13 protein-coding genes are annotated in these 13004 nt (G+C 61.3%); 6 read left to right on the top strand and 7 right to left on the bottom strand.

Annotated features, from left to right (window positions below):
- Positions 1-89 precede the first annotated feature (89 nt).
- Entirely contained in the window at positions 90-1925 is a 1836-nt protein-coding gene (locus tag PR018_RS08965; RefSeq protein ID WP_142823179.1) for an aminopeptidase P family protein, read from the top strand.
- Between the two features lie 27 nt (positions 1926-1952).
- Here the strand turns inward: PR018_RS08965 and PR018_RS08960 are convergent, their stop codons facing one another.
- Positions 1953-2264, bottom strand: a complete 312-nt coding sequence (locus tag PR018_RS08960; RefSeq protein WP_111222868.1) for an AzlD family protein — start codon at positions 2262-2264, stop codon at positions 1953-1955.
- A 2-nt stretch (positions 2265-2266) separates the two neighbouring features.
- The gene (locus PR018_RS08955; RefSeq protein WP_142832207.1) at positions 2267-2989 is read right to left on the bottom strand and encodes an AzlC family ABC transporter permease; all 723 of its coding nucleotides are present in this window, start codon (positions 2987-2989) and stop codon (positions 2267-2269) included.
- Between the two features lie 125 nt (positions 2990-3114).
- Here PR018_RS08955 and PR018_RS08950 point away from each other — a divergent pair, with 125 nt between their 5' ends.
- Entirely contained in the window at positions 3115-3369 is a 255-nt protein-coding gene (locus PR018_RS08950; protein ID WP_142823177.1) for a DUF2164 domain-containing protein, read from the top strand.
- A gap of 9 nt (positions 3370-3378) precedes the next feature.
- Here PR018_RS08950 and panB read toward each other — a convergent pair whose 3' ends face one another.
- Together panB and panC are read right to left on the bottom strand one after the other, a co-directional pair.
- Positions 3379-4200 carry a 3-methyl-2-oxobutanoate hydroxymethyltransferase gene (gene panB / locus PR018_RS08945; RefSeq protein WP_142823176.1) on the bottom strand — a complete coding sequence of 274 codons (822 nt, stop codon included), beginning with the start codon at positions 4198-4200 and terminating at the stop codon, positions 3379-3381.
- Between the two features lies 1 nt (position 4201).
- On the bottom strand, positions 4202-5077 hold the full coding sequence (gene panC, locus PR018_RS08940; RefSeq protein ID WP_142823175.1) for a pantoate--beta-alanine ligase: 876 nt from the start codon (positions 5075-5077) through the stop codon (positions 4202-4204).
- A 206-nt stretch (positions 5078-5283) separates the two neighbouring features.
- On the opposite strand from panC, the gene PR018_RS08935 reads away from it, so the two are divergent.
- Positions 5284-6666, top strand: coding sequence for a polysaccharide biosynthesis protein (locus PR018_RS08935; protein ID WP_224127726.1), 1383 nt, complete (start codon positions 5284-5286; stop codon positions 6664-6666).
- Between the two features lie 7 nt (positions 6667-6673).
- On the opposite strand, the gene PR018_RS08930 is transcribed toward PR018_RS08935, so the two are convergent.
- The 3 genes from PR018_RS08930 to fucP all read right to left on the bottom strand — a co-directional run bounded on the left by PR018_RS08930 (position 6674) and on the right by fucP (position 9844).
- Positions 6674-7759 carry a glycosyltransferase family 4 protein gene (locus PR018_RS08930; RefSeq protein WP_142832206.1) on the bottom strand — a complete coding sequence of 362 codons (1086 nt, stop codon included), beginning with the start codon at positions 7757-7759 and terminating at the stop codon, positions 6674-6676.
- A gap of 74 nt (positions 7760-7833) precedes the next feature.
- On the bottom strand, positions 7834-8460 hold the full coding sequence (gene pncA, locus PR018_RS08925) for a bifunctional nicotinamidase/pyrazinamidase (protein ID WP_142823606.1): 627 nt from the start codon (positions 8458-8460) through the stop codon (positions 7834-7836).
- A 106-nt stretch (positions 8461-8566) separates the two neighbouring features.
- On the bottom strand, positions 8567-9844 hold the full coding sequence (fucP, locus tag PR018_RS08920) for an L-fucose:H+ symporter permease (RefSeq protein WP_142823172.1): 1278 nt from the start codon (positions 9842-9844) through the stop codon (positions 8567-8569).
- A gap of 316 nt (positions 9845-10160) precedes the next feature.
- Between fucP and PR018_RS08915 the strand changes: the two genes are divergently transcribed.
- From PR018_RS08915 to PR018_RS08905, 3 genes are all read left to right on the top strand, one after another.
- Positions 10161-10658, top strand: a complete 498-nt coding sequence (locus PR018_RS08915; protein WP_142823171.1) for a GNAT family N-acetyltransferase — start codon at positions 10161-10163, stop codon at positions 10656-10658.
- Between the two features lie 45 nt (positions 10659-10703).
- Entirely contained in the window at positions 10704-11123 is a 420-nt protein-coding gene (locus tag PR018_RS08910; RefSeq protein ID WP_142823170.1) for a GNAT family N-acetyltransferase, read from the top strand.
- A gap of 309 nt (positions 11124-11432) precedes the next feature.
- Positions 11433-13001 carry a hypothetical protein gene (locus tag PR018_RS08905; RefSeq protein ID WP_142823169.1) on the top strand — a complete coding sequence of 523 codons (1569 nt, stop codon included), beginning with the start codon at positions 11433-11435 and terminating at the stop codon, positions 12999-13001.
- The last annotated feature ends 3 nt before the right edge of the window (positions 13002-13004 follow it).

Genomic DNA, 13004 nt, shown 5'->3' with positions numbered 1-13004 from the left:
CGAGGGCCAGTCTCGCAATGGCGCCGAATTGGGATAACATGCAGGCAACCGCCCAGGGCGGATTCGCTTTGTCAGCATTTGGATGCCCCATGTTCCAGTCTTTTGATGTCACTTCCACACCGCAATTCGGCCGTGAACGCGTTGCGGGGCTCCGAGCCTCGTTTACAGCTCTCGGGATCGATGCATTTCTGGTGCCACGCGCCGACGAGTTCCAGGGCGAGTATGTGCCCGCCTGCTCGGAGCGACTGGCGTGGTTGAGCGGCTTCACCGGTTCTGCCGGCGTGGCGCTGGTAACACAGTCGAAGGCTGTTGTTTTCGTCGATGGCCGCTACACGACTCAGCTGCTGGAGCAGGTGGATACGACAGTGTTTTCCAGTGGCGATCTTGTCGGCGAACCGCCGCATCAGTGGCTTAAGAAGCACGCCGCCAAGGGACTTCGGCTCGGGATCGACCCGTGGCTGCACACCGGCGCGGAAGTGCGACGGCTGGAAAAGGCGTTGGGCGAGATCGGCGGCACGCTCGTGTTCCTGCCGCACAATCCGCTCGATCGCCTGTGGACCGACCGCCCCGCCGAGCCGCTTGGACCCGTGACCATCCAGACGGTGGAGCAGGCCGGCGTGCTTGCCAGCGAGAAGATCGGCTCTATTGCAAGGCTTCTGGAAGAGAAGAACTGCGCGGCCGTGCTGGTCACCGATCCCTCGTCGATCGCCTGGATCTTTAATATTCGCGGAAATGACGTGCCGCATACACCACATCCGCTCGCCCGGGCGATCATTCATGCCGGCGGCAGGGCAGAGCTGTTTCTCGACAAGCGCAAGACCAATATCGAGGCGGAAGCCTATCTGGCGCAGCTCTGCCAGCAATTTCCCCCGTCCGATCTGATAGAGAGGCTGAATGCCGCTTCCGCCAATGGCGCGCGCGTAATGGTCGACCCGGATCTGGCAGCGCAGGCTCTGACCGACATTATCCGCAGCGCCGGTGGCGAGGTTGTCGAGGGTAACGATCCCGCACGGCTGCCGCGCGCCCGCAAGAATCAGGCCGAGCTGAATGGCTCCGCTGCTGCCCATCTGCAGGATGGTGCGGCGATGGTGACCTTCCTTCATTGGCTGGAGACGCAGAAGCCGGCCACCGTTTCGGAAATCGACGCGGCCCGCAAACTTGAGGCTGTCAGGGCCGAAATCGGCCAGGCGATGCAAAATCCGCTGAAGGACCTGTCATTCGACACGATTTCAGGAGCCGGCGAGCATGGCGCCATTATCCACTACCGGGTGACGACAGAGAGCGACAGGTTGCTGCAGGCTGGCGAACTCTACCTGCTCGACTCGGGCGCTCAATATATCAACGGCACAACCGACATCACCCGTACCGTTGCCGTCGGCACCGTGCCGGAGGAGCAGCGGCAGTTTTTCACGCTGGTTCTGAAAGGCATGATCGGCATCAGCACGGCGCGCTTTCCCGTCGGCACGCGCGGCTGCGATCTCGATCCGCTGGCCCGCATCGCGCTCTGGAAGGCCGGCGCCGACTATGCCCACGGCACCGGCCATGGCGTCGGCTCCTTCCTGTCGGTGCATGAAGGCCCGCAGCGCATTGCCCGTCTCTCGACGCAGGAGCTGCTGCCCGGCATGATCCTCTCCAACGAGCCTGGCTACTACCGTCCCGGCAGCTTCGGCATCCGAATCGAAAACCTGATTTATGTCCGCGATGCGGAGCCGATCGACGGCGGCGATATCGACATGCTGGGTTTCGAGACTCTGACCTTCTGCCCCATCGACCGCAGCCTGATCATCGCGGAATTGCTGACACATGACGAGCTTCACTGGCTGAACGACTATCACGCGCGCACCCGCGAGGCGTTGATGCCGCTTATCCATGACGCCGAGGTGCGCAGCTGGCTGGAGAATGCGACGCTGCCGCTCGGCCACTGAGGCCGAACTTTTCACGCGAAGTCAGGGTCAGGCGCCGATGAACTGGCGCCAGGCCATGACGACGATCCAGCCGGTGACGAGCATTGCGCTGGCCGGCAGATAAAGGCCGACCAATCCTGCGGCTACCAGCGCCACCTTGAGGTCGATGCCGCCGTTGAAGAAGGTGGGGGCCATCAGCGCTGTCAGCACGGCGGCGGGCACGGCGTTGAGGGCGGCCTCCATGCGCGGCGGGATGCGGGTCATTCGGGTGATGAGAACGTAGCCGCCGATGCGCGTCAGGTAGGTTACGCCGGCAGCCGCGAGTATGAGCAACAGCATGTGGGGATCGAATTGCGTCATCGTCACACCTCGTGGTTTTCGACGGCGAGGTCGGGCTTGCGGTTGCTTTTGACCGGCGGCAGGAGGGCCGCCAACGCAACGCCGGCGAGCGCGCCGATGCTGACATGCCAGGGCGAGCCGACATAACGGTAGGCGACGACAGCGGCAACGGCGCTGGCAGCGACGACGGGCAGGAAATTGTCGCGCTTGCGGAAGCCGATGACGATGCCGAGAAAATAGAGCGGCAGCAGCACATCGAGGCCGATCGATCGGGGATCGCCGATCAGGCTGCCGAGCAGGCCGCCGATGAAGCTTGCGAATACCCAAGGAATGTAGACCATCAGGGCAAGGCCGATATACCAGGAAAAGCTCACCTGCTTGCCGGCTTCGCCGCGCTTCACCGTCTCGGCAAACTGTGGATCGACGAGCAGGAAGAAGGTCAGGGCCTTCTGGATGCCGTTGAAGTGCCTGATGTTGCGGGCAATCGCCGCCGAATAGAGGATATGGCGAAAGTTGACCGCCAGGATCGACAGGACGATCAGCCAGGCGGCGACGTCGTGACCGAAGAGATCGAGGCCGACCAGCTGGCTGGCACCGGCATAGACGATGCCGCTCATCAATGTCAGTTCGCCGAGCGAAAGGCCGTGGCCTTGGGCGATGGCGCCAAACAGGGCGCCGAAGGGTGTGGAGGCAAGGCCGACGAGGATACCGCCGCGCAGTCCCTCCTGAAAGTCCGCGCGATTCATCTCAAGCCCTGCGTTATTTCCGGTTGCGGGCTTCCCTGTAAGGCGAGGGGCTGGCAGCGGCAACTGAATTTCCTTGATCGATGGATCGATTTCGCTGAACCTTGCGGCGCGCAAGGAGGGCACAGATGAAGAAGATCGTTCTACCCAAGGAGGAGAAGGCCGCTGCCGTCACGCGTATCCGCCAATATTTCGCCGACGAGCTCGACCAGACCATCGGTGTGCTGCCGGCCGAATTCCTGCTGGAGTTTTTCGCCAACGATATCGGCGCATTCTTCTACAACCAGGGTCTAAGCGACGCCCATGCGGCGCTGACGAAGCAGATGGAGGATTTCGGCGAGGCGATCTATCTGCTCGAGCGGGAACGCAATGACGGGACCTGATGTATTGAGTCAGCCTTTCGGCTGAAACGTATGTTCCGGCCCGGGAAACGACCGCGCCTTCACGTCTTCCGCATAGGCTGCGGCGGCTTCCGAGATCAGCGGCGCGAGATTGGCGAAGTGCTTGACGAAGCGCGGTTTGAAATCGCTGAACAGGCCGAGCATGTCGTCGGACACGAGCACTTGGCCGTCGCAGGCAGGCGAGGCGCCGATACCGATGGTGGGAATCGACAGGCTCGCGGTGATCTCGCGAGCCAGCGGCTCAACCGTGCCTTCGATAACGATGGCAAAGGCGCCAGCCTCTCCGATGGCGGCGGCATCGTCACGTATCTTGTCCGATTCCTTGTCCGAACGACCAAGTGCGCGGTATCCGCCGTTGGTGTTGACCAACTGCGGCATCAGGCCGACATGGCCGAACACGGGAATGCCGCGTGCGGTGAGGAAGGCGACGGTCTCGGCCATTTCCCGTCCGCCCTCGAGCTTGACGCCGTCGCAGCCGGTTTCCTTCATGATGCGGGCAGCGGTCAGGAATGCCTGTTCCTTCGAGGCCTGGTAGGTGCCGAAGGGCAGGTCGACGATGACGCAGGCGTGGGCTACGCCGCGCATCACGGCTTGGCCGTGGGCGATCATCATCTCCTGCGTCACGCCGACCGTGGTCGGCAGGCCGTAGAGCACCATGCCGAGCGAATCGCCGACCAGCAGCATGTCGCAGTGAGGATCGAGCAGACGCGCCATCGGCGTCGTGTAGGCCGTGAGCGCTACGACAGGGCGCGTGCCCTTCATCGCTTTGATGCGGGCTGGTGTGATGCGCTTGGCGGAGGTCGTGGCACTCATGTCAGGCGGCCTTTTCGCTACGGGCGTTGATTTGACCGATGACGCGGTTGTCAAGCAGCCGGGTTGTTCCGATCCGCACGAAGAGGGCGACGAGGATCGGGCCTTCGCCGGTGGCCGCCAAGGGTTTCAGAGTTTGCGGATCGCGCACGGCGACCACTTCGGGCGTGGCGAGCGGCTCGCGCGCGATGAAGTCGGTGAGGGCACTTTCCAGCGCTGCGGGATCCCGGACGCCCGCCGCGTAGAGGCGTTCGGCTTCTGCGAGCGCTTGCGGCACGATGACGGCAGCGGCGCGCTCATCGGCGGTGAGGTAGCTATTGCGCGATGACAGCGCCAGACCATCGACATCGCGCACCGTCGGGACAGCGACGACGGTCACCGGCTGCGCCAAATCCTCCACCATGCGGCGGATCAGGGTTACCTGCTGGAAATCCTTCTCGCCGAAATAGGCCTTGTCGGGCTGGACGATGTTGAAGAGCTTGGTCACGACGGTGGCGACGCCGGCAAAGTGGCCGGGACGCACAGAGCCCTCGAGTTCGGTGCCGAGGGCCGGCACGTCGACGACGGCTTCCATCGGTCTTGGATACATGTCTGAAGGCGTCGGGGCGAAGAGATAATCGACCCCGGCCTTGCGCAGCATGGCGCTGTCACGCTCGAAATCGCGGGGATATTTCTCCAGGTCCTCGCCGGCGGCAAACTGCAGCGGATTGACGAAGATCGAGGTGACGACGATATCGTTTTCGCTCCGCGCCCGGCGAACGAGTTCCAGGTGTCCGGCATGCAGATAGCCCATGGTCGGCACGAGGCCGATGCGTCGTCCGGCGCGCAGATGCGGCATAAGCCTGGCGCGCATCTCCGCAATGGTGCTGGTCACATCCATAGATCACTCTCCCCACGCAGGGCGAAACCGAAGTCCCGCGAGCCGGCCATGCATCCCATCCACGAAACGGCAGGCTCTCCTAGCGCGCCGCGCTGCCAAACGCAATTCGGCGCTTCGCCCGGAACCTGCGCTGCCAACCACGGAATGAGCGGCGACTTAGCATTTTCGTCAGCTTTTTGCGGTTATGTCGTCGGATGGCGAAGATCGTGGCTTTGGCGGCATATTTCTATCAGGCGGCGGTGGCATTCGGGCTGCTGATCGTCGTCGCCCACTGGCTGTCGCCTGCGGATTATTCTGCCTATTCGCTGTTTATCTCCATCAGCCAGTTTGCCGCGATCCTCTGTTTCGAATGGATACGCTTTGCCTGCAGCCGGTTCTATCCCGGCCAGACGGGGAGCGAGCCAACAGAACGGCGCGCGTTGAAAGTCGAGTTTGCCACTTGCGCGCTTATCTGTGTGGTCGCGGCTGCGGGGTCGATCCTGTTTGCCGTGCCTGTCGGCGTGGCGCTGGTTGGCGGTCTTGTGGCGATCTTTCAAGGCGCGAGCGACCTGCACCTGACGATGTTGCGCTTCCGCCAGGAATTTCGCACCTTTTCGAGGCTTCAGGGATCGCGCGCCACAATCCTCGCCGTGGGCACGCTCAGCGGCGCGCTGTTGGCCCCGACCTTCATGGCGGCGGTCGGTGGGCTGCTGGCCGGCTATGTGGTCTATACGCTGCTGGCGGTGGCGCTGACCCGCCGCGTCTCACCGGAGCGGGCAAGCTTCGACGCTGCCGTTGTCCGAAAGCACTTCATCTACGGTAGCGTCGCTGCCGGCGCCTCGGTCGTCGGCCTGCTTGCGCCGCTCGGCCTGAAGGCGATCCTGACGGCGGTGCTTGGGCCTACGGCTGCTGCCGGGGCGCTGCTGGCGCTCGATCTGCTGCAGCGGCCCTTCGTGCTCATCGTCTCGGCGCTGCAGGCGATCCAATACCCCGATGTCGTGGCACTTTACGATCGGGACGGCGAAACCAGCGCTTTCAAGGCGCAACTCGGCGCCTATTACTCGCTGCTGACCGGCTTTACGCTGATGACGGCTGCCGGCATTTTTGCCCTTCTGCAACCCATCGGCCTATTCGTTATCGCGCCTGCTCTCCGGGACGGTTTCATGAGTGCTGCACCCTTCGTCGTCGGCCTGGCGCTTTGCCGGGCGCTGACGCTCAACATGCTGCCGACACCTGCGCATCTTCGGCACAGGTTGCTGTCGATTTTCCTGCTATCGGCCGTCGATTGCCTGTTGCTGAACGGCGGGACGCTGGCAACTTCAGCAATGCTTGGCGATGCAAGCGGGCCGTTGATGGCGGGCGGCATGGTCGGTGCACTTTTGGCCATGGTGGTTGGGTTGAAGGTGCTGGTGACGCTGCCGTTCGAGTTCGTCTGGCAGCCAGTGGCTTTTGCGGCAGTGGGGCTTGCCATCCCGGTCGTGGCCACTGCCGGCTACGGGCAAGCGCTCTGGTCCTCGGTGGCTGTCGGCGTGGTCGGCGGCGGCGTCTTTTGCCTCGCCGGGTTGTACAGCTATTTCAGGCGGCTGTTTAGCGCGGCGGCAACCTCCTAGTCATGGCTTACAGGGCGGCCAGCATCTCGAGGATGCGGCCGGCGCTTGTATCCCAGGAAAAACGTCCGACATTGATCCGGCCGGCATCCTGCAAAGACTGGCGCAGGGATGGCTCGTCGCAGATGCGGCGCATCGCTTCGGTCAGTTCTTCCTGTCTGGTCGGATCGAAATAGAGGGCGGCCGTGCCGCAGGCTTCGCGCACAGCCGGGATATCTGCCGCGAGGACCGGGCAGGCTTGCGTCATGGCCTCCAGCGGCGGAATGCCGAAGCCTTCGTAGAGGCTCGGGAAGACGAAGGCGGTCGCATGGCGTTCCAATGCCACGATCTCGGCATCGGTCAGCCTGCCGGGATATAGGATGCTACCGGTCGAGGCCGCGTCCTTCGATTTGAAAACGCTCGGCGCACTGCCGCCGACCACGACCAGTTTCTGGCTGGTGTTGCAAAGGGCTTCGAAGGCGCGGATGGCAAACTCCAGGTTCTTGTTGGGCTTCATGGTGCCGACCAGCAGGAAGAAGCCGTTCGTGGAGAGGCCGAGCCGGTCGATGATCCCGGTATCCGGCGCAATGGCGGCAAAATGATCGACCGCGTTGTAAACGACATCAATACCGGCGGCCGGCACCTTGAAGACAGAGGCGAGTTCGCGGCGGGAAAATTCCGAGACGGTGCCGATCTTCGCCGTCCGCGTCAGGGCAAAGCCGAGAGCGGCGTGCAGCAGCCGATAGCTGCGTTTGAATGAGCCCGGATGGCGGAAGATCGTCACGTCATGAATGACAACCGCCTGGCGCCGGTGCAGCAGCGGGCCGCTGCCGCCGAAGCCCAGCAATCGGCCTTTGCGGGCATGAGCGTAAAGCGCCGTCTGTTCCCACAGGTGCCCGGGCCCCGCGCCGAATGCATCGACGCCGATGGCCTGAAGATCGAGGTCAACGGCGGTACCAGCGGGGACGGCGAGACGCCAGTTAACCTCTTTAAGGGCATCTGTCACGGTGCCGGCTGCGATCCTTGCATCCAGCGCCAGTGTCAGTTCCCTTGCGAAGCGTTGCACGCCCGAAAGGGGCTGCGTCAGAAAGCGGCCGTTGATGGTGATGGTTTGCACGGCAATGGCCCCATGGCGTTTCCGCCACATTCGGCGATCTTCGTGAAGGAAGGTTTAGCGCCTCCGCCGATCGCTCAGGCGTTGAGCGCCTCGGCGCTGTCGATGATCGCCACGCCGCGCACGCGCATTTCGTCGATGGCGGCTTTTACGCCGGCAGGGTCGATGCCGCGGCTGGCGTCCTCGATGAAGCGCACCCTGACGCTCGGCAGCATCTCGACGGCATCGATGGCGGAGAACTTGACGCAGTAATCGGTGGCGAGGCCGCAAAGATCGAGTTCCGTGACCTGTCGCTCGCGCAGATAGTCGGCGAGGCCGGTCAGGGCCGCCTGATCGTTGTCGCGGAATGCGGAGTAGCTGTCGACTTCAGGGTTCTGGCCCTTCTGCTGGATGAAATCGATGGCGCCGGCGTGGAGGTCGGGATGGAGGGCGGCGTCCGGGGTATCCTGGACGCAATGGTCCGGCCACATCATCTGCGGCTTGCCGGAGAGCATGCCCATGTCGAAAGGGTTCTTGCCGAGATGGGAGGAGGCAAAGCTGCCATGGCCTTCGGGGTGCCAGTCCTGCGAGGCGACGACAAGGTCGTACTTGCCGCTGTCGATCAATCTGTTGGCGACGGGCACGATCTCGTCGCCCTCTCGAACGGCGAGGTTTCCGCCCGGGCAGAAGCCGGTCTGGATATCGATCAGCAGCAGGGCCTTCATCGTCACGTCCTTCCATCCATGTCTTGGTGCACGATGCCAAGACGGCACGGAAGGATCAAGTGTTTTGCGCCCCGCACAGGGTGCGAGGCGCAATGGGTTCAGGGTCTCAGCGCAGCTTGTGACCCTTGATGCCGTAGAATGCGATGTAGATGTAGCAGAGCACGGGCATCAGGAAGGCGAGGTGGATGCCAATGGTATCGGCAAGACCGCCCTGAATGACCGGCAGGATGGCGCCGCCGACGATGGCAAGGCAGAGGATGCCGGAGCCCTGGCTGGTGTATTTGCCGAGGCCTTCGAGCGCCAGGCTGAAGATCGTCGGGAACATGATCGAGTTGAACAGCCCGACCAGCAGCACGGCCCACATGGCGACATGTCCGGTAGTAAGCACGGTGATGAGCAGCAGGATGGCAGCGAGAGCGGCGTTGAATGCCAGAGCCTTGCCGTCATCGACGTAGCGCATGGCTACGGCGCCGATAAAGCGACCGATCATGGCGCCACCCCAGAAATAGGCGACGTAGTGGGCAGCATCCGATTCCGACAGGCCGCCAATGTCGGGCTGGCTGAAGAAGTTGACGAGGAAGCTGCCGATGCTGACTTCAGCGCCAACATAGAGGAAGATGCCGACGGCGCCGAGGACGAGATGGCGATACTGCCAGGCCGATCCGGTATCGCCGGGCTTGTTGACGGTTTCATCGCCCTGGACGTTCGGCAGCTTTAGCGCGGCAAAGACGGCTGCCAGCACCAGAAACGCGATGGCAAGGATCATGTAGGGGAATTTGACCGTGCTGGCTTCAGCCAGATGGATGGCGTCGAGCTGTTCCGGCGTCGCGGTGCTGAGATCGGCTGTTGCCGCCGAGAGGATCAGGAAGGCGCCAAAGATCGGCGCGATGGTGGTGCCGAGCGAATTGAAGGCCTGGGTCAGCGTCAGGCGGGCAGCAGCCGTTTCGGGCTTGCCGAGGACGGTGACATAGGGGTTGGCGGCAACCTGCAGAACGGTGACGCCGGCGGCGAGCACGAAGAGTGCGCCGAGGAACAATGCGTAGATGCGGTAGCTGGCGGCGGGGATGAACAGCGCGCATCCGATAGCGGCAATGACGAGGCCGACGACGATGCCCCATTTGTAGCTGATGCGCTTGACCAGAGCGCCGGCCGGCAGCGAGACGATGAAGTAGGCGCCGAAGAAGCAGAGCTGGATGAGCATCGATTGCGTATAGTTCAGCTGAAAGACGTTTTTCAGGTGCGGAACCAGAATATCATTCAGGCAGGTGATGAAGCCCCACATGAAAAAGAGAGAGGTGAGCGCAATAAGCGCAAATTGATAATTCTGTCCCGCCGGCGCCTTGGCACCTTCGGAGACAGCGCTGTTTGTTGTTATACCAGCCACTTTATTGATCCTCAAAACTGTTGTCGCCGCGCCTGAAACGTTTCAGGCCCTGCCGGGCGGCAGATTGGCAGCGGCCCGCTGAAAATCCGCAAAAGAGCGCGGGAGGCAGGGCCGTAGGCGACGATATAAAGCAGTCAGCGACAATTGGTAGCACCGCAGCATTGTGTTTTTTGCAGTGCAGCATAGCGTCAGGATTGAGGCTTGGGGGTGTCGAACCGGTGGCGGCTGATGGTAATTCAGCGGCAGAGTAGGGTACTGAAACTGCGCTAAGTTGTTGCTTCTTGGCCGTTTTTCTGTTGTCTACTACAAGCGTCAGATGATCATAAGACCCGAAAATACCAGCGACATTCAGCCAATCCGCGTGCTCGTCACCAGCGCATTCGACGGCGCTCCTCACAGCGACGGAACGGAAGGCGCTATTGTTGAAGGTCTTAGAGCCGGAGGCGCTTTAACGGTGTCGCTGGTGGCAGAAAAGGATGGAGAGATTGTCGGCCATGTCGCCTTTTCTCCGGTCGAAATCCATGGCCAAGCCGTCAACTGGTACGGGCTCGGGCCGGTCGCCGTGCGACCCGACAAGCAGCGACAGGGCATCGGAGCGAGGCTTATCGAAGCTGGACTTTACCAGATAAAAACCCATGGCGCGGCTGGATGTGTCGTCCTCGGCGACCCCGGCTACTATGCCCGCTTCGGGTTCAAGGCTGACCCCGCTTTGCACTTTCCCGGAGTCCCGGTGGAATATTTCCAAAGACTCGACTTCGGAGATGACACGCGACAAGGCGTTGTCGTTTATCACAGGGCGTTCTACGGAACCTGACCGCTGCCTGCGGGAATGTTCCTAGCTGAACGACAGGAGAATGACATGTCTGGCCTTGACCTCGAGCTTGTCATCCAGCCTAGCGATGACGATTACAACGCAATTCGCCAACCGCTGATCGACTACAATGCTTCAAAGGTGGATGGGCCCTGGGGCCCGCTCGCAATCCTGCTGCGCGACGAGGCTGGCACGGTGCGGGGTGGTCTATGGGCGAGCTACAGCTACGACTGGCTTTTCGTGGAACTGCTCGTGGTCCCCGAAGCCTTTCGTGGCCAAGGCCTTGGTGCCAGGATGCTGCAACAGGCGGAAGGCTGGGCCAGAGAGCGAGGCTGCGTTGGCGTCTGGCTGGATACGTTCAGCTTTCAGGCGCCAGGCTTCTACGAGAAGCAAGGCTATACCGTCTTCAGCGTGCTCGATCACTACCCCCGACAAACGCAGCGCTTTTTCTTGTGCAAGATGCTGTGATTTTTTCTCGAGGACTGCGGATCAGCTTCTATGGATATGCAAGGTGGTGACACCGTCGGCCGGTCATAATGCTGCACCTTGACAATTATCCGGTACCTTACCATCGCTAGCTTTATCGCAAAGGTCGCGTGTCTGCTTCGCTTGGAGCGGCCACGGCTGCTTCGGTGAGTGTGTTGCAGCGATCAGTTGAACCAACCGCAAATTGCAGTCATTCTGTCCCCACCCTGACCTTGTCATGCTGAACAAGCACCTTATTTGGTGCCTCTGAAGGTGCGATGAGCAGACAGGCTGGATGGGGGGACATCGATAATGCGCGTTGCAAAAAGGTTGCCTCTCCGGAAGTATCGTCTCCTGATTGCCCTCCTTTTTGCAAACATATTATCGTTTTTCTGCGTAACGCAGTTCGCCAACGCAGGCATTTTTGACGCCTTTGGCAGCAGGGCCGTCTTCTGCCAGCCTAAAGATCGACAATGTGTCCTCGATGTAGCACTCGACATAGCGATCAAGGATTTCAGCAGCCGCGATCCGATTGCCGAAGCCGCTCCACATGCAACGCGGGCCGGCAGGCTTTATGCGCTTGTTCCGCCAGATCAGTGGCAGGCGGTTCGGCAACGCTGGCAGGCGGCGGGAGCAGATGAGGCTTTCTTCGCCACTCTAGACAAGACCAGCTGGCCTCTCCTTCCATCGGACTGGCTGACTGCTGACCTCCTTGAGGAAGCTTTGGACAGCCAAGAGGGGCCTGATAGGACGAACTTTGCCGACTTCGTTGAGTTCGCCTTTCCCGTTTTGCTTAAGAAAGAACGCGCGGCTACGCTTTCTCTTTGGGACGAGCACGTAGAGATGCTCTGGAACGATGCGTTCGATACCGTCACGCTGGTTTTCGACTGGATGGCAAATAATGATGTGGATGCGCTGGAGCGTTATGCCAGCCGCTATAATTTTCCGCAGTCCGCGACTTATGATCCGAGGGAGGGGCTGAGCCGGGCCGCTGCACGTTTCTGTGATAACGGCAATCATGAGCCAGGGGAGCGCATCCTCGCACTGCTTGAGAAGGAGAAGCAGGGCTGGAAGCTGGAGAGAGAGAAACAGGCGATAGACTGGTCTCGGCAGACCACTGGTGTGCTTGCTTGCCGAGGCGAGCAGGCTGCGCTTGACCTTGTTGATCCTGTCCTGGCGCAGATGCAGACGGATGTGCGCGAGGCCAAAGAAAAATACAAGAACCCGCAGGAACAGGCCTTCGTTGTTGGCGTGATCCGCAGCGAAGTTGCAGAGGGTCTGATACAACCGCTTGCGTTGCACTTCGAAGAGGCCGGTCAACACGATCAGGCGGTGAAGGTGTTCGCCCGACTGCCTGTACAGCAGTCAGCGATGATGCTCAGCGACATTGCTGAAAAGGGCATTTATGGCATGGAGTTCCTTCAGCAGTCGTTTGCCGAATTTATGGAGGTTCACCGTGAAGATGCCTTCTACGATACCGACAGAAGCAAGGCACTGACTTGGTATCTCGAAAAATATGATGGCAGCGAGGCGGGGCCGGGCCTCGAACGTGAGGCCGAGGCGATCGACATGGCTGGCGAGATCTGGCCCAACCCTGTAGCGCGGCAGGCCGCTGAAAAGGCACTAAAGACGCTTGCCGATAGGGCTAATGAAGATCGTCGGGCGAAGCAGAGCGCGCTTGATCGAGCACGCCTAAGGTTGGGGGCGTTCGAAAAACGCAGGCGGGGTTGCGAGATCCCTGACACCGCGCTCACGGAAATGCTTGCCAATGCTGGCGGCTATGATTTTGCTGAGCAGCGCAGCGAGATGTTGATCGACTACCTGAGCTATCTGGATACAGACAAGAACGGCGAAAGCCGCGGGGATTGCATTATTCATTAAGGC

It is taken from the genome of Rhizobium rhododendri (genome assembly GCF_007000325.2).
Lineage (GTDB): Bacteria > Pseudomonadota > Alphaproteobacteria > Rhizobiales > Rhizobiaceae > Rhizobium > Rhizobium rhododendri.
This window is presented reverse-complemented; position numbering and strand designations above follow the sequence as displayed.